The organism is Variovorax sp. GW821-FHT09D07 (genome assembly GCF_059416345.1).
In genome coordinates, this window is sequence record NZ_JBWKOY010000004.1 from 298,556 (window position 1) to 318,812 (window position 20,257).

General features: G+C 68.7%; 17 protein-coding genes. 12 read left to right on the top strand and 5 right to left on the bottom strand.

Annotation, left to right across the window (positions count from 1 at the left end; genetic code table 11):
• Positions 1-14 precede the first annotated feature (14 nt).
• Positions 15-908, bottom strand: a complete 894-nt coding sequence (gene galU / locus AC07OX_RS17095) for a UTP--glucose-1-phosphate uridylyltransferase GalU (RefSeq protein WP_070062154.1) — start codon at positions 906-908, stop codon at positions 15-17.
• 103 nt (positions 909-1,011) lie between these two features.
• Positions 1,012-3,882, bottom strand: a complete 2,871-nt coding sequence (locus AC07OX_RS17100) for a valine--tRNA ligase (RefSeq protein WP_495261101.1) — start codon at positions 3,880-3,882, stop codon at positions 1,012-1,014.
• A gap of 105 nt (positions 3,883-3,987) precedes the next feature.
• Between AC07OX_RS17100 and yaaA the strand changes: the two genes are divergently transcribed.
• The 11 genes from yaaA (at position 3,988) to AC07OX_RS17155 (ending at position 14,412) form a co-directional block, all read left to right on the top strand.
• Complete coding sequence (yaaA, locus tag AC07OX_RS17105) at positions 3,988-4,773, top strand: peroxide stress protein YaaA (RefSeq protein ID WP_495261100.1); 786 nt, start codon at positions 3,988-3,990, stop codon at positions 4,771-4,773.
• A gap of 153 nt (positions 4,774-4,926) precedes the next feature.
• Positions 4,927-5,769, top strand: a complete 843-nt coding sequence (locus tag AC07OX_RS17110; protein WP_062479797.1) for a 2OG-Fe(II) oxygenase — start codon at positions 4,927-4,929, stop codon at positions 5,767-5,769.
• Between the two features lie 19 nt (positions 5,770-5,788).
• Positions 5,789-6,688: an alpha/beta fold hydrolase gene (locus AC07OX_RS17115; protein WP_495261099.1), complete on the top strand. Its 900-nt coding sequence runs from the start codon at positions 5,789-5,791 to the stop codon at positions 6,686-6,688.
• Positions 6,685-7,566 (top strand): NADPH-dependent 7-cyano-7-deazaguanine reductase QueF, encoded by an 882-nt coding sequence (queF, locus tag AC07OX_RS17120; RefSeq protein ID WP_354342624.1) that lies wholly within the window; start codon positions 6,685-6,687, stop codon positions 7,564-7,566. Before AC07OX_RS17115 ends, queF begins: the two co-directional genes overlap by 4 nt.
• 24 nt (positions 7,567-7,590) lie before the next feature.
• The gene (locus AC07OX_RS17125) at positions 7,591-8,406 is read left to right on the top strand and encodes an ATP-grasp domain-containing protein (RefSeq protein ID WP_159273124.1); all 816 of its coding nucleotides are present in this window, start codon (positions 7,591-7,593) and stop codon (positions 8,404-8,406) included.
• 120 nt (positions 8,407-8,526) lie between these two features.
• Entirely contained in the window at positions 8,527-9,432 is a 906-nt protein-coding gene (locus AC07OX_RS17130) for an SDR family NAD(P)-dependent oxidoreductase (protein WP_495261098.1), read from the top strand.
• A gap of 127 nt (positions 9,433-9,559) precedes the next feature.
• Positions 9,560-10,450: a LysR family transcriptional regulator gene (locus AC07OX_RS17135; protein ID WP_489057864.1), complete on the top strand. Its 891-nt coding sequence runs from the start codon at positions 9,560-9,562 to the stop codon at positions 10,448-10,450.
• A gap of 13 nt (positions 10,451-10,463) precedes the next feature.
• Entirely contained in the window at positions 10,464-11,351 is an 888-nt protein-coding gene (locus tag AC07OX_RS17140) for a LysR family transcriptional regulator (RefSeq protein ID WP_495261097.1), read from the top strand.
• Positions 11,352-11,462: 111 nt separating this feature from the next.
• On the top strand, positions 11,463-12,617 hold the full coding sequence (locus tag AC07OX_RS17145) for a mandelate racemase/muconate lactonizing enzyme family protein (RefSeq protein WP_070062161.1): 1,155 nt from the start codon (positions 11,463-11,465) through the stop codon (positions 12,615-12,617).
• 78 nt (positions 12,618-12,695) lie between these two features.
• On the top strand, positions 12,696-13,703 hold the full coding sequence (locus AC07OX_RS17150) for a Bug family tripartite tricarboxylate transporter substrate binding protein (protein WP_495261096.1): 1,008 nt from the start codon (positions 12,696-12,698) through the stop codon (positions 13,701-13,703).
• 1 nt (position 13,704) lies between these two features.
• Positions 13,705-14,412 carry an arylmalonate decarboxylase gene (locus AC07OX_RS17155; RefSeq protein ID WP_495261095.1) on the top strand — a complete coding sequence of 236 codons (708 nt, stop codon included), beginning with the start codon at positions 13,705-13,707 and terminating at the stop codon, positions 14,410-14,412.
• Between the two features lie 6 nt (positions 14,413-14,418).
• On the opposite strand, the gene AC07OX_RS17160 is transcribed toward AC07OX_RS17155, so the two are convergent.
• Genes AC07OX_RS17160 through AC07OX_RS17170 form a run of 3 tightly spaced genes read right to left on the bottom strand, consistent with a single transcriptional unit; the run spans position 14,419 to position 17,739 of the window.
• Positions 14,419-15,780 (bottom strand): MmgE/PrpD family protein, encoded by a 1,362-nt coding sequence (locus tag AC07OX_RS17160; RefSeq protein WP_495261094.1) that lies wholly within the window; start codon positions 15,778-15,780, stop codon positions 14,419-14,421.
• A gap of 10 nt (positions 15,781-15,790) precedes the next feature.
• Complete coding sequence (locus AC07OX_RS17165) at positions 15,791-16,951, bottom strand: acyl-CoA dehydrogenase family protein (RefSeq protein ID WP_495261093.1); 1,161 nt, start codon at positions 16,949-16,951, stop codon at positions 15,791-15,793.
• 5 nt (positions 16,952-16,956) lie between these two features.
• Entirely contained in the window at positions 16,957-17,739 is a 783-nt protein-coding gene (locus tag AC07OX_RS17170; protein ID WP_062479773.1) for a citryl-CoA lyase, read from the bottom strand.
• 144 nt (positions 17,740-17,883) lie between these two features.
• Between AC07OX_RS17170 and AC07OX_RS17175 the strand changes: the two genes are divergently transcribed.
• On the top strand, positions 17,884-20,220 hold the full coding sequence (locus tag AC07OX_RS17175; RefSeq protein ID WP_495261092.1) for an acyl-CoA dehydrogenase family protein: 2,337 nt from the start codon (positions 17,884-17,886) through the stop codon (positions 20,218-20,220).
• The last annotated feature ends 37 nt before the right edge of the window (positions 20,221-20,257 follow it).

A 20,257-nucleotide genomic window follows, 5' to 3' on the forward strand; every position in this document is an offset into this window, starting at 1 on the left:
GCTTTGCAGCGCCCTCAGAGCTTCAGGCTCTTGAGGTACTCGCGGAACTGCGCGCCCACCTCGGGGTGCGCCAGCGCCAGTTCCACCGACGCCTGCAGGAAGCCTTCCTTGCTGCCGCAGTCGTAGCGGATGCCCTTGTACGAGTAGGCGTAGACCGATTCCTTCTTCATCAGCGCCGCGATGCCGTCGGTCAACTGGATCTCGCCGCCCGCGCCCTTGGGCTGGTTGCGGATCTCGTCGAACACGCCGGGCGTGAGGATGTAGCGGCCGGCCACGCCCAGGCGCGAGGGCGCGTCTTCGGGCTTGGGCTTCTCGACCATGCGGTTGACCTTCACGAGGCCGTCTTCCACGTTCTCGCCGGCCACGATGCCGTAGCGCTTGACGTGCTCCAGCGGCACTTCCTGCACGGCCAGCACCGAGGCGCCCAGGCGCGCGAAGACTTCGGTCATCTGCGCCAGCACCGGCTGGCCACCGACAGGGCCGACCATCAGGTCGTCCGCCAGCAGCACGGCGAAGGGCTCGTTGCCCACCAGGTGCTCGGCGCACAGCACGGCGTGGCCCAGGCCCAGCATGCGCGGCTGGCGCACGTACGAGCAGGTCATGTCGTCGGGCGACACCGAACGGGCGATTTCGAGCAGTGCGTCCTTGCCGCTGGCTTCGAGCTGGCTTTCGAGCTCGTAGGCGGTGTCGTAGTGGTCTTCGATCGCGCGCTTGTTGCGCCCGGTCACAAAAATCATGTCGCGGATGCCCGCGGCATAGGCTTCTTCGACGGCGTACTGGATCAGCGGCTTGTCGACCACGGGCAGCATCTCTTTGGGCTGCGCCTTGGTGGCCGGCAGAAAGCGGGTGCCGAAGCCTGCAACAGGGAATACGGCCTTGCGGATGCGCGTCGGGGAAGAAGTGGACATGGGCAGTTCAGTGTCGTTGGATGCAGGAAAAAGGAGAGGGATGAGGATGGTCGCGGCGCGAAGCCGATGACCAAATCCTAGTCCCCCACCCGGACCCCGTCTGTCAGCCGAGGCGCACAAGCTGGCTGCGCAGGCGCTCCAGCGTGGCGGTGAAATCGACCAGGCGCGTGCGCTCCTGTTCGATCACGGCGGGCGGCGCCTTGGCCACGAAGGCCTCGTTGCCGAGCTTGCCGTGCACCTTGGCGATCTCGCCTTCGATGCGTGCAATTTCCTTGCCGATGCGCAGCTTCTCGGCCGCCTTGTCGATCTCCATGTGCAGGCACAGGCGCGTCGCGCCCACCACCGCCACGGGTGCCGCTTCGGCGGCAGCCTGCCACGAGGCCTCGTCGTCGAACACCTTCACTTCCTTGAGCTTGGCCAGCGCCTGCAGCACCGGGGCCGCGTCGCGCAGGAAGGCCGCGCCCTCGGCGTCGTCGGCCACCGCGTACAGCGGCAGGCGCGTGGCGGGCGACACGTTCATCTCGCCGCGCAGCGTGCGGCAGGCATCGACCAGCGCCTTCAGGCGGGCCACGTGTGCTTCTGCGGCTTCGTCGATCTTCTCCGGCTGGCTCTGCGGGTAGGCCGCGATCATGATCGATGCGCCTTCACGGCCCGCGACCTTCGACACCTTCTGCCACAGCTCTTCGGTGATGAACGGAATGATCGGGTGCGCCAGGCGCAGCAGCGCCTCGAGCACGCGGATCAGCGTGCGGCGCGTGGCGCGCTTTTGCGCGTCGTCGCCGGTCTGGATCTGCACCTTGGCAATCTCGAGGTACCAGTCGCAGAACTCGTCCCAGGCGAACTGGTAGATCGCGTTGGCCACGTTGTCCAGGCGGTATTCCTCGAAGCCCTTGGCCACTTCGGCCTCGACGCGCTGCAGCTGCGAGACGATCCAGAAGTCGGCGCGGCTGAACTTCAGGTAACCGTGCGCCTTGCCGCCGACCTGGCAGTCTTCCTTGGTGTGCTCCAGCAGGCCGCAGTCCTGGCCTTCGCAGTTCATCAGCACGAAGCGCGTGGCGTTCCACAGCTTGTTGCAGAAGTTGCGATAGCCCTCGCAGCGCTTCGAGTCGAAGTTGATGCTGCGGCCCAGCGAGGCCAGCGAAGCGAAGGTGAAACGCAGCGCATCGGCGCCGAAGGCCGGAATGCCCTCGGGGAATTCCTTCTGCGTGTTCTTGCGCACCGCCGGTGCGGTCTCGGGCTTGCGCAGGCCTTGCGTGCGCTTGTCGAGCAGCGCGGGCAACTCGATGCCGTCGATCAGGTCGACCGGGTCGAGCACGTTGCCTTCGGACTTGCTCATCTTCTTGCCCTGGGCGTCGCGCACCAGGCCGTGGATGTACACGTCCTTGAACGGCACAGTGCCCATGAAGTGCTTGGTCATCATGATCATCCGGGCGACCCAGAAGAAGATGATGTCGTAACCCGTCACGAGCACGGTCGAGGGCAGGTACAGCGCCAGGTCCTGCGTCTTCTCGGGCCAGCCCAGCGAAGAGAAGGGCACCAGCGCCGACGAGTACCAGGTGTCGAGCACGTCTTCGTCGCGCGTGAGCGTCTTGCCCGGTGCCTTGGCCTGCGCCTCGGCTTCGGTTTCGGCCACGTACACCTTGCCGTCTTCGTCGTACCAAGCCGGAATCTGGTGGCCCCACCAGAGCTGGCGCGAAATCGTCCAGTCCTGGATGTTCTCCATCCAGTGGTTGTAGGTGTTGACCCAGTTCTCGGGCACGAAGCGCACTTCGCCCGACTTCACGACGTCGATGGCCTTCTGCGCGATCGACTGGCCGTCGGCGCCGGGGCGCGTCATGGCCACGTACCACTGGTCGGTGAGCATGGGCTCGACCACGGCGCCCGAGCGCGCGCAGCGCGGCACCATGAGGCGATGCTTCTTCACCTCGACCAGCAGGCCCAGCGCCTCGAGGTCGGCCACAATGGCCTTGCGCGCCACGAAGCGGTCCATGCCGCGGTATTTTTCAGGCGCGTTGTCGTTGATGGTCGCGTCGAGCGTGAGGATGCCGATCACCTCGAGCTTGTGGCGCTGGCCGACGGCGTAGTCGTTGTAGTCGTGCGCGGGCGTCACCTTGACCACGCCGGTACCGAATTCCTTGTCGACGTAGTCGTCGGCAATGATCGGAATCAGCCGGTCCACCAGCGGCAGCTTCACGCGCTGGCCGATCAGGTGCTTGTAGCGCTCGTCCTCGGGGTGGACCATCACGGCCGTGTCGCCGAGCATGGTCTCGGGGCGCGTGGTGGCCACCGTGAGCGTGCCGCTGCCGTCTTCCAGCGGGTAGGCGATGTGCCAGAGCGAGCCGTCTTCTTCCTCGCTCTCGACTTCCAGGTCGCTCACCGAGGTCTTGAGCACCGGGTCCCAGTTGCCCAGGCGCTTGCCGCGGTAGATCAGGCCTTCTTCATACAGCTTCACGAAGGTGTGCGTGACCACCTTCGAGAGGTCGTCGTCCATCGTGAAGTACTCGCGGCTCCAGTCGACCGTGTCGCCCATGCGGCGCATCTGCTCGGTGATGGTGCTGCCCGACTTTTCCTTCCACTCCCACACGCGCGCCACGAAGTTCTTGCGGCCCAGGTCGTGGCGGCTGACCTTCTGCTCCTGCAGCTGGCGCTCCACCACGATCTGGGTGGCGATGCCCGCGTGGTCGGTGCCCGGCACCCACAGCGTGTTGGCGCCCTTCATGCGGTGGTAGCGCGTGAGGCTGTCCATGATCGTCTGGTTGAACGCATGGCCCATGTGCAGCGTGCCCGTGACGTTGGGCGGCGGCAGCTGGATCGCGAACGACTCGGCGCCTTCCTTGGGCTGCTGCGTGCCGCGGAAGCCCGCCTTGGCGTAGCCGCGCTGCTCCCATTCCGGGCCCCAGTGCGCCTCGATGGCGGCGGGTTCGAACGATTTGGACAGGCTCTCGAGGCCGGGCTGGGAGGTAGGTTCGCTCATGGGGAATGCAAAACGGCACCCTCGGGTGCCGTTGGTGACAGGGTGGGATTGCCCGGGATTTTACCGGGGCGGCCCGGGGAAACCCCAGCCCCACATAATCAGCTGATGCTGTTCCTGCTTTCCCCCGCGAAGTCGCTCGACTACGACACCCCCGTCCCCTCCGAAACCCCCGCCACCCAGCCCCATTTCGAAGCCCCGCGCGGCCCCTCGGTCGAACTCATAAAGCTCTTGCGCGAGAAGTCGCCCCAGGACATCGCCGAGCTGATGCACCTGTCGGACAAGCTCTCGGCCCTCAACGTGGCCCGCTACGCCGCCTGGTCGTCCAAGAGCACCGACAAGAACGCCCGCCAGGCCGCCTTCGCCTTCGACGGCGACGTCTACGGCGGCTTCGACGCCCGCAGCCTCACGCCTGCCCAGCTCGCCTGGGCGCAGGACCATGTGGGCATCCTCAGCGGCCTGTACGGCCTGCTGCGCCCGCTGGACCGCCTGCAGCCCTACCGGCTCGAAATGGGCACCGCGCTGGCCAACCGCCATGGCAAGGACCTGTACGCCTTCTGGGGCTCGCGCATTGCCGAGCACCTGAACGAGCGCCTCGCGGCCGACCGCACGCCGGTCGTCGTCAACGTCGCCTCGCAGGAGTACTTCAAGTCGGTCGACCAGAAGGTGCTCAAGGCGCGCGTGGTCGAATGCGTGTTCCAGGAGTGGAAGGGCGACAAGTACAAGATCGTGAGCTTCTTCGCCAAGCGCGCCCGCGGCCTGCTGGCGCGCTGGGCCGTGCTGCACCAGGCGGCCACGCCCAAGGCGCTGGAAAAATTCGACCTCGAGGGTTATGGTTTCGACGCTCAAGCGTCGACAGCCGAAAGGCTGGTGTACAGAAGAAAGCTAGCATGACCCCCAGGCTGCGCGCACTTCGTGTCGCTTCGCCAACCCCCTTCCAGGGGGCAACACCAGCGGCCCGGCAAAGCCGGTTCCGCGGTGTTTCTGGCGAAGAACTGCGTGGAGTCATGTGTTGCGGGTCTCATTGCAGAGTGGAGGAGCACTGACATGTCCCAAGCGATCAGTCCGGAATTGCGCGAATGGCTGGTGGCCCAGCTCGCGGCCGGCCATTCGGTGCCCGCGTTGCGCATGTCGATGCGGGCGGCCGGCTGGCAGGATGCCGCCACCGACCTCGCGCTGGCCCAGCTGGAGGCCGGTTTCCCCGATGTCGAGGCGGCCCTGGCGCCGGCGCGCACCGAGATGCCCGGCCCCGACCTCGACGGCGCGCCGCTGTACATCGAGGCCGGCGACCGCCGCGTGCAGGTGCTGCAGACCGTGCGGCACCCGCGCGTCGTGGTGTTCGGCAACCTGCTGTCGGTCGAGGAATGCGAAGGCCTGATCGCCGCCGCGCGCGTGCGGCTGGCCCGCTCGCTCACCGTCGAGACCCGCACCGGCGGCGAGGTGCTCAACGTCGACCGCACCAGCGACGGCATGTTCTTCGAGCGCGGCGAGAACGAGATCGTCGCGCGCCTCGAACAGCGCCTGGCCATGCTGCTGCGCTGGCCGCTCGAGTACGGCGAGGGCCTGCAGATCCTGCGCTACGCGCCCGGCGCGCAGTACCGCCCGCACTACGACTACTTCGACCCGCACGAGCCCGGCACGCCCACCATCCTCAAGCGCGGCGGCCAGCGCGTGGCCACGCTCGTGATGTACCTGCAGGAGCCCGAGCAGGGCGGCGCCACCACCTTCCCCGACATCGGGCTCGAAGTGGCCCCGGTGCGCGGCACCGGCGTCTTCTTCAGCTACGACCGGCCCGACCCCGCCACCCGCACGCTGCACGGCGGCGCGCCGGTGCTCGCGGGCGAGAAGTGGGTCGCCACCAAGTGGCTGCGCGAACGCGAGTTCAAGTAAAAAGAAAAACAAGGACCCGATGAAAGTCACCGCCAACGGCCTGCAGATCGAAGTCGACGACACCGGCGGCGAAGGGCGCCCCGTCATCCTGCTGATCATGGGGCTGGGCATGCAGCTGGTCGCGTGGCCCGACGGCTTCGTGCAGCAGCTGGTCGACGCCGGCTTTCGCGTGGTGCGCCACGACAACCGCGACATCGGCCTGAGCCAGGGCTTCGACCACCTCGGCACCGGCAACCTCGTGTGGGAAACCATCCGCCACCGCATCGGCCTGAAGGTGCGCAGCGCCTACACGCTGCAGGACATGGCGCTCGATTCGCTCGGCGTGCTCGACGCGCTGGGCATTGCCCGCGCCCACATCGTCGGCGCCTCGATGGGCGGCATGATCGCGCAGCGCATCGCCGCCACCGCGCCGCAGCGCACCGCCAGCCTCGTGAGCATCATGAGCTCCAGCGGCGCGCGCGGCCTGCCGGGCCCGCGCCGCGAGGTCGGGGCCATGCTCATGCGGCGCCCGCGCAGCCACGACGAGGCCGCGCTGGTCGCGCACAGCATCAAGCTGCTGCGGCTCATCCAGAGCCCGGCCTACCCGCAGACCGACGAGCAACTGGCCACGCGCCTCACCTTCAGCATGCGCCGCGCCTACCACCCGGCCGGCCTGATGCGCCAGATGCTCGCCATCGGCGCCGACGACGACCGCCCCCAGGTGCTGGCGCGCATCCAGCGCCCGACGCTGGTGCTGCACGGCGACGCCGACGCGCTCGTGCCCATCGCCTGCGGCCGCGATTCGGCGCAGCGCATTCCGGGTGCGACCTTCATCGCCGTGCCCGGCATGGGCCACGACCTGCCGCCCGAGGTCTGCACGATCCTCGCCCACCACATCGCTCCGTTCGCACACGCGGCGGATGCCGGAACCGCCCCATGAGCCACGACCCCACCAACCCCAACACGAACCCCAACACCCCCGAGCAGTCGCAGCTCGGCCGCGCCTCGGCCTACGCCGACAAGTACGACCCGAGCCTGCTGTTCCCCATCGCACGCACCACGCAGCGCGAAGCCATGGGCATCCAGGCCGGCGCCTTGCCCTTCTTCGGCGCCGACCTCTGGACCGCCTTCGAGCTGAGCTGGCTGAACCCGCGCGGCAAGCCGCAGGTGGCCATCGCGCACTTCACCATTCCCTGCGAAACGCCCAACATCATCGAGAGCAAGTCGTTCAAGCTGTACCTCAACAGCTTCAACAACAGCACCTTCGCCAGCATCGATGCCGTGCGCGAGCACCTGCGCACCGACCTCGCCGAAGCCGCATGGCGCGGCAGCGACCAGTCGGCCGGCATCGGCGTGAAGCTGCTCACGCCCGACCTGTTCGACCGCGAGCCCGTGCACGAGATCGACGGCCTGGACCTCGACCGCCTCGACATCGAATGCACCCACTACCAGCCCGCGCCCGAGCTGCTGAGCAGCGACACGACGCAGGTGCACGTGAACGAAACCCTCACCAGCCGGCTTCTGAAGAGCAACTGCCTCGTCACCGGCCAGCCCGACTGGGGCAGCGTGCAGATCCGCTACAGCGGCCCGCCCATCGACCAGGCCGGCCTGCTGGCGTACATCGTGAGCTTTCGCAACCACAACGAGTTCCACGAGCCCTGCGCCGAGCGCATGTTCACGGACATCTGGCGCCAGTGCCAGCCGACCAAGCTCGCGGTGTACGCGCGCTACACGCGGCGCGGCGGGCTGGACATCAACCCGTTCCGCACGAGCTGGCCGCAGGCGCTGCCGGCGAACATCCGCACGGCGCGGCAGTAGACGCAACCGAGCCGGCGAGCCCTCGTGAATCTTGTTCGGCTCGAACAGCAGCTGCTCGTTGTCAGCCAGTCGGTTGGCGTGGCCAGCTACGACTTCAACTTTGAACTGAATTTCGCCTGCGACCATCCGTATCTCCTGGATGCCGAGGAGCCATGCGTGCTTCGCGTGGGACCGATCGAAGATTACGCCGCGGTGTATGCCGAGAAAGTCGCCATGGGGCTGCGACCGGTCAACTCACCGCAGGAGCATGCGCTCGCCAGTGAGCTCGACAGCTGGTACCCCCTCATCGAGGAGTTCACGCCGCGAACGGTTGTCTTCGATGCGCTGCCCGATGCGGCGCAGATCGAGGCCCTGTTCACATGGCCGGTCTTCATGAAGGGCGCAAGGCAGACCAGCAAGCACAACCCGGATCTTGCGGTGATCCAGAGTCGAGCGCACTACGAAGTTGCCGCGAGCAGGTACCGCGACGACGCGATCCTTCATTGGCAGAAGCCCGTTATCAGGGAGTTCGTTCCTCTGGTGCCGGTTGCCGGGCACGTGCCCGGCAAGGTCGTGCCCTCTGCGGAATACCGATCGTTCTGGTGGAACGGCGAGTGTGTCGGGTGGGGCCGTTATTGGCACCAGGTGGCGCCCTATGAGCTTGCGGACGCCCGCGTGGGGCTGGCCTTGGCGCAGCAGGCGGCCGCTCGGCTGAAAGTGCCGTTCCTGGTGGTGGACTTTGCCAAGGCCAGGGACGGCCGCTGGATCATCATCGAATGCAACGACGCTCAGGAATCGGGGTACGCCGGCGCAAACCCGCTCCTGCTCTGGCGGGAAATCCTGGCGCGCGCGAGGTCATGACCCCGTCTGCCTGAAGCCCCTCTTCGGAAACCCCAAACCCGCGCCTGCCTCGCCTGTGGCATTCTGAAATTCCCCCGCGAGTTCGCGGGCGAACGAACATCCGAAGCAGAGGCAAGACACATGGTTGAAGGCAAAGTGATCGTCGTCACCGGCGCGGGCGGCGGCATCGGGCGCGACATCGCGCTCGCGATGGCGCGGCACGGCGCGAAGGTGGTGGTCAACGACATCGGCGCGGGGCTCGACGGCGCCGGCGGCAGTGCCGGGCCGGCGCAGCAGGTGGTCGAGGAGATCCGCGCGGCGGGTGGGCAGGCCGTGCCCAACACCGACAGCGTGGCCGATGCCGCAAGCGCGGGGCGCATCGTGGAATGCGCGGTCGACAGCTTCGGGCGCATCGACGCGGTGGTGAACAACGCGGGCATCCTGCGCGACCGGTTCTTCCACAAGATGTCGGTCGACGAGTGGGACGCGGTGATCAAGGTGCACCTGTACGGCGCCTACTTCGTGAGCCGCGCGGCCGCGACGCATTTCAAGGAACAGAACGCGGGCGCGCTGGTGCACATGACCTCCACCTCGGGCCTGATCGGCAACTTCGGCCAGGCCAACTACGCGGCGGCCAAGCTCGGCATCGCGGCGCTGTCGAAGTCCATCGCGCTGGACATGCTCAAGTTCAACGTGCGCTCCAACTGCATCGCGCCCTTCGCCTGGAGCCGCATGATCGGCGCCATTCCCACCGACACCGACGAGCAGCGCGCCCGCGTCGACAAGATCAAGCAGATGACGCCCGCCAAGGTGGCGCCGCTCGCGGTGTACCTGGCGAGCGATGCGGCGGCGGCCGTGAACGGGCAGATCTTCTCGGTGCGCAACAACGAGATCTCGCTCATCAGCCAGCCGCGCCCGGTGCGCTCCATCCACCGCTCGGAAGGCTGGACGCCCGAGAGCATCGCCGAGCACGCCATGCCCGCGATGCGCGCCAGTTTCTTCCCGCTGGACCGCTCGGCCGACGTGTTCAGCTGGGACCCGGTCTGAGAAGGTGTGAGCGGACCCGCCATGTCCGGATTCATTCACACCTTCTGAGGACAAACCCGCAAGCGGCTGCAGGCGACGCCGTTCGCCGGACAATGCGCGTTCCTCCCGCTTCCTTCGTGCCCGCCCGGTGAACCTGCACTTCGACCTGTTCGACCTGAAACTGTTCGTCTACGTGGCGGACGCGCGCAGCCTCACGCGCGGCGCCGAGAAGGCCTGCATCTCGCTGGCCGCGGCTTCCACGCGCATCAAGCAGATGGAAGAGGCGGTGGGCGGCAAGCTGCTGCACCGCAGTGCGCAGGGCGTGAGCCTCACGGCGGCGGGGCAGGCGGTGCTGTACCACGCCAAGCGCGTGATGCAGCAGATGGAGCACCTGCGCTGCGACATGCAGGACTTCGGCAAGGGCATCAAGGGCCATGTGCGCGTGTTCGCCAACACCACCTCGATCACCGAGTACCTGCCGCAGAAGCTGGCGGGCTTTCTCACGCAGCATCCGGCCGTGCAGGTCGACCTGCGCGAATACCTGAGCGAAGAAATCGTGCGCGCCGTGGCCGACGGCGAGGCCGACATCGGCATCCTCGCGGGCGACGTGCACACCGGCGAGTTCGATGCGCGCCCGTTCGGGCGCAACCACCTCGTGCTGGTCGTGCCGGCCACGCACCACCTCGCGGGCGCGCCCTCGGTGGCCTTTGTCGACACGCTCGACGAGCAGCACGTCGGCCTGCACCACGGCAGCGCCATCCATCGCTTTTTGCAGCGCCGCGCGGAGCTGGCGGGGCGCGGCTTCAACCCGCGCATCCAGGTGAGCAGCTTCGAGGCCATCTGCCTGATGATCGAAGCGGGCGTGGGCGTCGGCGTGCTGCCGTCGTCGTCGGCGCAGCGGTTGTCGATGGCGATGCGGATCGCCACGGTGCCCTTGAGCGACGCATGGGCCGAGCGCGAACTCAAGCTCATCGCGCGCGACCGCGAGCAGCTGCCGGCGTCGGCGCGCGAGCTCTTCGACCACCTCGTTGCGCCCTGAAGGCGCATCCCGCATGTCCGCCGACCTGAAATCGCTGCGCCTGTTCGTGGCCGTGGCCGACCACGGCAGCATCAGCGAAGGCGCCAAGCGCTGCCACATCGCGCTGGCCGCTGCGAGCAAGCGCATCTCCGATCTCGAGGCCCGCGCCCGGTTGCCGCTGCTGGTGCGCCATGCGCGCGGCGTCACGCTCACCTCGGCCGGCCATGGGCTGCTCCTGCATGCGCGCGCCGTGCTCTCGGCCATGGACCGGCTCGGCGCCGAGCTCGACGATTTCCAGAACGGCGTGGCGGGCGTGGTCAGCATCACGGCCAACGCCTCGACCATCGCGCAGTTCCTGCCGGCGCAGATCGGCTCGTTCCTGCGCCTGCACCCGGTGCTCAAGATCGACCTGCAGGAGCGCGCCAGCACCGAGGTGGTGAAGGCCGTGCAGGCCGGCCTGGCCGACATCGGCGTGATCGAGGGCCAGACGCCCGCCGACGGCCTCGAATGCCTGCCCTACCGCACCGACGAGCTGGCCGTGGTGGTCGCGCGCGACCACCCGCTGGCGCGCCGCAAGCGCATCGATGTGCAGGAGGTGCTGCGCCACGACCATATCGTGGTGCGCGAAGGCACGGCGCTGCACCGCGTGCTGCTCGCGGCCGCGCTCGAGGCCCAGGTGCCGCTCAAGGTGCGCATGCAGGTGGGCAGCTTCGACATGGTCTGCCGCATGGTGGAGCAGGGCGTGGGCATCGGCGTGCTGCCCTATGCGGCCATCCTGCCGCAGCTGCAGATCCTCAAGCTGCGCTGCCTCAAGCTCGACGCGCCCTGGGCGCTGCGCCGCCACCTGCTGTGCGTGCGGCGCCAGCAGGAGCTCACGGCCGCCGCGCGCTCGGTGCTCGAACACCTCGGCCGTCCCGACTGAGGCTCATCGGGCGACGAGCCTTCGCGTCGCGCGAAGGCTCGAACTCGCCAAAAACGAATTGTTCTCCTGCGGCCCTCGCGCAAAGATGCGGGCACACCAAAGGAGACACCCTTGAAGATCATCCGCGTCAGCGCCACGCCGCTGAACATCCCCGTGACCATCGACGTGGTCGGCCTGAACAAGCAGACCTCGCTGTCGCTGTGCCTCACCGAGATCGAGACCGACACCGGCCTCGTCGGCCACGGCATGACGGCCATCACCGAAGAAGAAATCATCGCCGCTGCCGTGCGCGAAGTGGCCGGCCCCGCGCTCATCGGCGAAGACCCGATGGCCACCGAGCGCCTGTGGGAGAAGCTCTACTGGCTGCTCTCGCCGCGCGGCCAGACCGGCTACGCGAGCCACACCATCGCCGCGCTCGACATCGCGCTGTGGGACCTGAAGGGCAAGGCATTGGGCCAGCCGCTGTGGCGCCTGTTCGGCGGCGCACGCGCCAAGGTGCCGGTGTACGCCACCTTCGGCTTCGGCTTCTTCGAGCGCGACCAGCTCGCCGCCGCTGCCAAGCTGTGGGTGTCGCAAGGCTTCCAGCGCCTGAAGATGACCGTGGGCAACCACGCGCTGGCGCGCCGCGACGAGCCGCGTCCGCTCGACGAAGTCATCGCCGAAGACGTGCGCCGCGTGGCCGCCGTGCGCGAGGCCGTGGGCCCCGACGTCAAGCTGTACGTCGATGCCAACTGCGGCCTCGACCTGTTCCACGCCACCGAACTCGCGCACCGCATCGAGCCCTACGGCATCAGCTTCTTCGAGGAGCCGCTCACGCAGAACGACGTGCGCCAGATGGCCCAGCTGCGCGCGCGCACGCGCATTCCGCTGGCCTGCGGGCAGAACGAGGGCCTGGCCTTCCGCTTTCGCGACCTGCTGGTGAACCAGGCGGCCGACGTGCTGCAGCCCAACGTGACCATCTCGGGCGGCTACTCGCAGTGCCTGAAGATCGCGGGCATGGCCGCGGCCTTCAACGTGCCCATCGACAACGGCGGCGCCTGGCCCTTCCACAACATGCACCTGCACGCGGGCGTGTCCAACGGCGGGCTGGTCGAGTACCACTACGTCGCGGTGCAGATGCTCAAGCAGATCTTCGACGGCCTGCCCGTGCCCGACCAGGGCTGGCTCACGCTGCCCGAGGCACCGGGCCTGGGCTTCACGCCTAACGCCGAGCGCGTGCGCGAGCTCGCGAAGCTGCCGACCTCGCACGGGAAAGGCAAGGCCTGAGCGCGCCACCCGACGACACTTCCGACCACGACCAGGCCGCGCAGACGGCCGGCGCATCCCGACCACCACGGAGACAAGATGAACGACAGAAGAACAGACGCCATGCGGCCATCGCGCCGGCATGCCCTGCAGGCCGCGCTGGCCCTGGCCGGCCTGCTGGCCGCCGCACCCGCCGCGTGGGCGCAGAAGTTTCCCGACAAGCCCATCCGCATCGTCGTCGGCTACTCGGCGGGCGGCGGCGTCGACGCCGTCGCGCGCATGCTCAGCGCGCGCCTGCCCGCCGTGCTGGGCCAGCAGGTGCTGGTCGAAAACCGCACCGGCGCCACCGGCCTCATCGCGGCCGACCTCGTCGCCAAGGCGCCGCCCGACGGCTACACGCTGATGATGGGCGACAGCGCCTTGCTCATCGCCAAGCTGCTGCAGCCGAAGATCGCGATCGATCCGCTGACCAGCTTCAAGCCCGTGGCCGGCGCCTTCGTTTCGCCGCTGATGATCGTCGCGGGCAACGACTTTCCCGCCAAGACGCCCGCCGAACTCGTCAAGGAACTCAAGGCGCACCCGGGGCGCTACTCCTACGCGTCGTCGGGTGTCGGCACCGTGCAGCACCTGGGCTTCGAGATGCTCAAGCAATCCACCGGCGCGTTCGTGGTGCATGTGCCCTACCGGGGCGCGGCGCAGATCGTGCCCGACGTGGTCGGTGGCCAGGTGCCGCTGGGCGTGGTGAGTGCCACGGCTGCGATGGCGCAGTCGAAGGCCGGCAAGCTGCGCGCGCTGGCGCTGCTGAACAACGCGAAGCTCGAAGGCGCCGAAGGCGTGGCGCCGCTGGCCGAGGCGCTGCCGGGCTTCGACGTGGCGCCGCGCATCTTCCTGCTCGCACCGGCGGGCACGCCCAACGACGTGGTCGACAAGCTCTCGGCGGCAGTGAAGACCGTGCTCGACATGCCCGAGACGGGCACGGCCGCCGCCGCCCAAGGCACGCTGCGCGCCTACGCCACGCCCGCTCAGCTGGGCAAGGACATGGCGGAGGAAACGACGCGATGGAAACGCATCATCACGGACCAGCGCATCGTGGCGGAGGGGAGCTGAGGTGACACAGCCCCATCTCGGCCTCATCGTGCCGCCCGCAGCCGGCGCCGTGCCGGTCGACGGCCCGCTGCTCTACGGCGACCGCATCCGCTTCAGCGCCAAGGGCCTGGGCCTCGGCGAAATCTCCACGCGCGGCTACACCGAGGTGATCGACTCGGTCATCGGCAAGGCGCTGGAGTTGAAGGAAGAGGGCGCCAGTGCCGTCTCCCTCATGGGCACCTCGCTGAGCTTCTTTCGCGGCGTCGCCTTCACCCGCCAGCTGAAGCGCGAGATGGAGCAGGCCACGGGCCTGCCCTGCACGACGATGAGCGACGCCATCCTCGCGGGCCTGCGCCACCTGAAGGTGCGGCGCGTGGCCGTCGCCACCGCCTACATCGACGAGGTCAACACGCAGCTGTGCACCTACCTCGAACAGAGCGGCTTCGAACCGCTGGCGCTCGAAGGCCTGGCCATCTCCGACGTGCAGGCCGTGGGCCAGGTGTCGACCGAGGTGCTGGTCGACCTGTGCCTGAAGGTGTTCGACGACCAGCCCGGCGCCGACGGCCTCCTCATCTCGTGCGGCGGCCTCGTCACGCTCGATGCCGTGCGCGAGGTCGAGGCGCGCTTGCGGGTGCCCGTGGTGTCCAGCTCGCCCGCGGGCTTCTGGGACCTCGTGCGCACCGCCGGGCTCGATGCGCGCTCGCCGGGGCAGGGCCGGCTGTTTGCCTGAGCGGCGTCAGCCGAGCCAGCGCCCCACGCGGGCCGTGCCGGCCAGCTGCCAGACGCGCTCGCACAGCGCCTTCGCTTCGTCGGCCGTCGCGCCTTCGCCGTAGTGCGCCAGGCGCTGCATCTTGTCCTCGATCTCGGCGCGGCTCAGGCTGTTGCCTGGATCGCCCTTGGGCTCGTCGACGCGGCCGGCCAGCGTGCGGCCGTCGGCCGTGTGCACGCTGACCTTGCCGATCCAGCGCGCGGGGTAGGCGGTGTCGACCTCGTCGTCGAGTGCCATCGTCACCTTCTCGCGGAAGGCCGAGACCTCGGGCGAGAGAAAGTCGCGGTCGAACTCGCCCAGGCCCGCGCGGCCATGCACGGCGATGAGGCCCAGCACCGTGCCCATCGAGAACTTGCCCTGGTGCACCGTGGCGGGCACCGTCACGCGGCCCAGCACGTCGATGGCGCCCTGGTGCACATGGGTCGTGACCCGGGACACGTCGGTTGGCTTGAGCTGGTTCTGTTCCATCACCTGCAGCAGCGCGTCGGCGGCCGGGTGCGTGTGGCGGCAGGAGGCGTGGTACTTGAACGAGGTCTCGGCCAGCGTCCAGCGCGTGCCCAGGCCGTCGGTGAGCTTGGCCGGATCGGCGTCGCTCGACATGCCCACGCCCAGCCCCTGCGCACCTTCGAGGATCTTGGCCGCGCCCGTGAAGCCGTCCTGCGCGAGGTAGGCCGACATCAGCCCGCTGGCCGCCGCGTGCGCGCAGTGCAGCTGCTTTGAGTCGGCGGCATCGCGCAGGAACTCCCACACGCCGGCCGACTGCGTGCCCGCCGAGCCGAAGGCATGCAGCATCTGCTGCGGCGACAGTTCGAGCAGGCGGCCCACCGCCGCGGCTGCCGCGAGCGTGCCCGCCGTCGCGGTGGTGTGGAAGGTGCGGTAGTGCGACCGGCCCAGGAACTCGCCGACGCGGATACCCACCTCGTAGCCCGCGACCACGGCCGTCAGCAGCTGCGCGCCGCTGGCACCGAGGCTCTGTGCCACGGCCAGTGCGGGCGCGATGACGACGGCGGCCGGGTGGAACACCGAGCCGTTGTGCACGTCGTCCTGCTCCACGTAGTGCGAGGCCGCCGCGTTGACCATCGCCGCGAACAGCGGCGAGCTGGTGCGCCGCGAGGTGAGGATCTCGCTCGGCCCGTCGGCGGGGCCCATCATCTGCGCGAAGCGCTCGATGCTGCGTATCGGCCTCGCGGTGCGGGCCGCGAGCACCGAGCCGAGCCAGTCGAGCATCAGGTCCTCGGTGCGGCGCAGCACGGGCGCGGGGATGTCGGCGAACTTCAGCTCGGCCGCGAAGGTCGCGAGCACCTTGCTCGGGTGGTCGATGGCGTTCATGTGCAGTCCTTCAGAACGAGCGTGGCAGGCCGAGCATGTGCTCCGCCACGTAGCTCAGGATGAGGTTGGTCGAGATCGGCGCCACCTGGTACAGCCGCGTCTCGCGGAACTTGCGCTCGATGTCGTATTCGCACGCAAAGCCGAAGCCGCCGTGGAACTGCAGGCACGCATTGGCCGCCTCCCAGCTCGCCTTGGCCGCGAGGTACTTCGCCATGTTGGCCTGCGCGCCGCAGGGCTGGCGCGCGTCGAACAGGCGGCAGGCCTCGTAGCGCATCAGGTTCGCGGCCTCGGTCTCGATGAAGGCTTCGGCAATCGGGAACTGCACGCCCTGGTTCTGCCCGATGGGGCGGCCGAACACCACGCGGTCCTTGGTGTAGGCCGTGACCTTGTCGATGAACCAGTAGCCGTCGCCGATGCACTCGGCGGCAATCAGCGTGCGCTCGGCGTTCAGGCCATCGAGGATGTACTTGAAGCCCTGGCCTTCCTCGCCGATCAGGTTCTCCACCGGGATCTCGAGGTTCTCGAAGAACAGCTCGTTGGTCTCGTGGTTCACCATGTTGAGAATGGGCCGCACCGTCATGCCCTTGCCGATGGCCTCGCGCAGGTCGACGATGAAGATCGACATGCCTTCCGACTTCTTCTTCACGTCCGCCAGCGGCGTGGTGCGCGCCAGCAAAATCATCAGGTCCGAATGCTGGATGCGCGAGATCCACACCTTCTGCCCGTTGACCACATAGCGGTCGCCCTTCTTCACCGCGGTGGTCTTGATCTTCGTGGTGTCGGTGCCGGTGGTCGGCTCGGTCACGCCCATCGACTGCAGGCGCAGCTCGCCGCTGGCGATTTTGGGCAGGTACTGGCGCTTTTGCGCCTCGCTGCCGTGGCGCAGCAGCGTGCCCATGTTGTACATCTGGCCGTGGCAGGCGCCCGAGTTGCCGCCGCAGCGGTTGATCTCTTCCATGATCACCGAGGCTTCGGTCAGGCCCAGGCCTGAGCCGCCGTATTCCTGGGGAATCAGGGCGGCCATCCAGCCGGCCTTGGTGAGTGCGTCGACGAACTCGGCGGGGTAGCCGCGCGCCTCGTCGACCTTGCGGAAGTACTCGTTGGGAAACTGCGCGCACAGGTCGCGCACGGCGTCGCGGATGTCGGGGAAACGGTTGTCGGTAGCGATCATCGTGTTCAGTCCTGGCGGGGACCGCCCGCTTCCTTTTCGACGCGTTGCCAGATCTCGATGGCCATCGGGTCGTCGATCTCCTCGAGGATGTGGCCCACGAGGCCGATGGCGCGCGCCATCACGCCGAAGCCGCGAATGATCTTCCACGGAAAGCCGAACTCGGCCGCAATCGCGCCGATGGCACCCGTGGCGTTGATCGGCAGCGATTTGCCCGACACGCGCTCGGCCTCTTCCTGCACCGCCTGCATCAGCGCGACGTAGTGCGAAGAGAGTCCGTTCTCGGCCGCGATCTGGAACAGGCGCGGCGTGCGCGGATCGATCGGCTTGTGCAGCGGATGACCCAGCCCCGGCACGATGATCTTGCGCGCGCGGTGGTCGGCCACGATGTCCTTCGCCATGTCGGCGAGCGGGCGTGATGGTTTCTCGCCGAAGGGAATGGCCTCGTAGAGCATCTTCGCGGCGCCCTCGGTGCTGCCCACGAACACCGTGCCCAGCCCGCACAGGCCGGCGGCCACGGCGGCCTGCAGGGCCTCGGGCGCGCCGGCATAGGTGAGCCGCGCGGCCAGCGCGCTGGGCGTCACGCCGTGCTCCACCAGCGTGACGACGATGGCGTTGAAGGTCACGGACTCCTGCGGCGTCGGGATGCGACCCGTCAGCTCCAGGAAGGCCATGTCGCCCAGGTTGAGGTGGCCGAGGATTTCCGAGGGCAGGTCGCGCCCGCGCACGGTGATCTTGTCGGGCGTGCTGTGGCCGAGGTCGGTGTGCAGGGATTTCTTGATCTTTGTCATGGCCGCAAATCTATCCCCGCGCGCGCCCGCAGGCGCTCAGTGATTGCGAAACCCTCCCTTCCGCAATCGCGAATGCCCGCCGGCGGGGTCTTCGGGCACGCTGCGACTCGTCATTGCAACGGAAAAGAAAAGGCAGACAGCGCGATGGATTCCGACTCACTCCTGGCCGTGCGCGAAGCGGCGCTCGACTACTTCACCCGCAGCGGCGCCACCGCGCGACGCCGCGCCCGCACCGAACTCCCGCAGGCCGACGAGGCGCAAGGCTGGGGCGAGATCGCCGCGCTCGGCTGGCCCGGCATGCTGGCGCCCGAAGCGGCCGGCGGCCTCGCGCTGGGGCTCGACGGCGCCGCGGAAATCCTGCGCGCGGCCGGCGAGCACGCGGCGCCCGAGCCGCTGCTGGCGGTGGCGGGCCTGAGCGCGCTGCTGCTGGCGCGGCTCGAATCGCCCGGCGCGCGCGCCTTGCTGGCCAACCTCGTGGCGGGCCGCAGCCTGCCCGCGCTGGCCTGGCAGGAAAGCGCGGGCGACCTCAGCGCCGTGCCGCTGGCCTGCGGCTGCGAGGCGCGGTCCGGTCATGGGGGCGGCGTGCTGCTGCAAGGCGACAAGCTCATGGTGCTGCCCGGCGCCGCCGCCAGCGGCTGGCTGGTGTCGGCACGTGGCGAGGACGACGCCGTGCTGCTGTGGGTGCCGCGCGGCACAGCCGGCGTGAGCGAGACGATCGTGCCGCTGGTCGATGGCAGCCAGGCAGCCAACCTTCGTTTCGAAGAGGTCGTGCTGCCGGCCGACGCCGTACTGGCCAGCGGCCCGGCTGCGCAGGAGGCGCTGCGCCAGGCGCTCGCGGCGGGGCAGATCCTGCAGGCGGCCGAGCTGCTGGGCGCGGGGCAGGCGATGCTGGCGCAGACGCTGGCCTACCTGCGCACGCGTTCGCAGTTCGGCAAGCCCATCGGCAGCTTCCAGGCGCTGCAGCACCGCAGCGTCGACATGTTCATCCACCTCGAGGTGGCGCAGGCCACGCTCAACGAGGTGCTGGCGCTGGCAAGCGACGGCACCTTGCCTTCTGACCGGCTCGAAGCCGAGGCCAGCCGCGTCAACGCGCGGTGCACGGCTGCCGCGCTGCAGGCGTCGCGCGCGGCGGTGCAGCTGCACGGGGCCATCGGCTACACGCAGGAGTGCGACCTGAGCCTGTTCTACAAGCGCGTGCTGTGCCTGTCGGCGTGGCTGGGCAATGCCACGGCGCACCAGCGCCGGCATGCCGCGCTGACCGGCGAAGCTGAAGCTGCTGCGGGCAGTGCTACGGCCTGGAACGGCGAGTTCCTCGCGCGCACCACCGACTGGTCCGCCATGCCCGAGGCCGAGTTCCGCCGCATGGTGCGCGGCTTTTTGCAGCAGCGCTATCCGGCGCATCTGCGCTACCTCTCGCACCGCGCGCGCTGGAGCGAGATGCGCGAGTGGTACCTCACGCTGTCGGCGCAGGGCTGGATCGCACCGGCCTGGCCGCAGTCGCATGGCGGCATGGGCCTGCCGGCCGACAAGCTCATTGCCTGGATCGAGGAGCTGGAGCAGCACGGCGTGGCGCGCGCGCCCGACCAGGGCATCGTGATGATCGGCCCGCTGCTGATCCAGCACGGCACGCCCGAACAGCAGCAGCGCTTCCTGCCGCGCATCCTCAGCGGCGAGCACGTGTGGTGCCAGGGCTATTCGGAGCCCAATGCCGGCTCCGACCTGGCCGGCCTGCGCACCGAGGCGGTGGCGGGGCGCGATGCGCAGGGCGATCACTTCGTCGTCAACGGCCAGAAGATCTGGACCACGCTCGCGCAGGATGCGAACCACATCTTCATGCTCGTGCGCACCGACAAGGGCGCGCGCAAGCAGGAGGGCATCAGCTTCCTGCTGTGCGACCTGCGCACGCCGGGCGTCACGGTGCGGCCGATCCACACGCTGGCGGGCGAGCCCGAGTTCTGCGAGGTGTTCTTCGACAACGTGCGCGTGCCGGCCGACCAGCTCGTGGGCCGGCTGCACGGCGGCTGGACCATCGCGAAGGCGCTGCTGGGCTTCGAGCGCATCTTCCTGGGCAGCCCCAAGCAGTCGCAGTACGCGCTGGGCCAGCTGGCGCGGCTCGGGCAGGCGCGGCGCCTGTTCGCCGACCCGGTGTTCGCACAACGCTTCGCGGCGCTGCGGCTCGACGTGCTCGACCTGTCGGCCGCGTACACGGGCTTCGCAAACATCGTGCGCGCGGGCAAGCCGCTGCCGGCGTCGGTGTCGCTGCTGAAGATCTGGGCCAGCGAGACCTACCACCGCATCGGCGCCTTGCTGGTCGAGGCCGGCGAAGAGCAGGGCGCGGTCGCGGGCGACCAGGTGCTCGACGGCCAGAGCTTCAACGTGCTCTCGCCGCTCATCGGTTCGACGGCCGCCATGATCTACGGCGGCACGAACGAGATCCAGCGCAACATCCTCGCGCGGCAAGTTTTGGACTTGCCGGCCTGAGCGATGTGAGCCGCCAAAGACATACACAACTGGAGAC

What these genes read in the sequence shown, in the direction of transcription:
- AC07OX_RS17170 (WP_062479773.1), bottom strand. Translation starts at nt 17,739, where the DNA reads ATGACAAAGATCAAGAAATCCCTGCACACCGACCTCGGCCACAGCACG.
- AC07OX_RS17130 (WP_495261098.1), top strand. Translation starts at nt 8,527, where the DNA reads ATGGTTGAAGGCAAAGTGATCGTCGTCACCGGCGCGGGCGGCGGCATC.
- queF (WP_354342624.1), top strand. Translation starts at nt 6,685, where the DNA reads ATGAGCCACGACCCCACCAACCCCAACACGAACCCCAACACCCCCGAG.
- AC07OX_RS17150 (WP_495261096.1), top strand. Translation starts at nt 12,696, where the DNA reads ATGAACGACAGAAGAACAGACGCCATGCGGCCATCGCGCCGGCATGCC.
- AC07OX_RS17110 (WP_062479797.1), top strand. Translation starts at nt 4,927, where the DNA reads ATGTCCCAAGCGATCAGTCCGGAATTGCGCGAATGGCTGGTGGCCCAG.
- AC07OX_RS17165 (WP_495261093.1), bottom strand. Translation starts at nt 16,951, where the DNA reads ATGATCGCTACCGACAACCGTTTCCCCGACATCCGCGACGCCGTGCGC.
- AC07OX_RS17175 (WP_495261092.1), top strand. Translation starts at nt 17,884, where the DNA reads ATGGATTCCGACTCACTCCTGGCCGTGCGCGAAGCGGCGCTCGACTAC.
- AC07OX_RS17115 (WP_495261099.1), top strand. Translation starts at nt 5,789, where the DNA reads ATGAAAGTCACCGCCAACGGCCTGCAGATCGAAGTCGACGACACCGGC.
- AC07OX_RS17100 (WP_495261101.1), bottom strand. Translation starts at nt 3,882, where the DNA reads ATGAGCGAACCTACCTCCCAGCCCGGCCTCGAGAGCCTGTCCAAATCG.
- AC07OX_RS17140 (WP_495261097.1), top strand. Translation starts at nt 10,464, where the DNA reads ATGTCCGCCGACCTGAAATCGCTGCGCCTGTTCGTGGCCGTGGCCGAC.
- yaaA (WP_495261100.1), top strand. Translation starts at nt 3,988, where the DNA reads ATGCTGTTCCTGCTTTCCCCCGCGAAGTCGCTCGACTACGACACCCCC.
- AC07OX_RS17160 (WP_495261094.1), bottom strand. Translation starts at nt 15,780, where the DNA reads ATGAACGCCATCGACCACCCGAGCAAGGTGCTCGCGACCTTCGCGGCC.
- galU (WP_070062154.1), bottom strand. Translation starts at nt 908, where the DNA reads ATGTCCACTTCTTCCCCGACGCGCATCCGCAAGGCCGTATTCCCTGTT.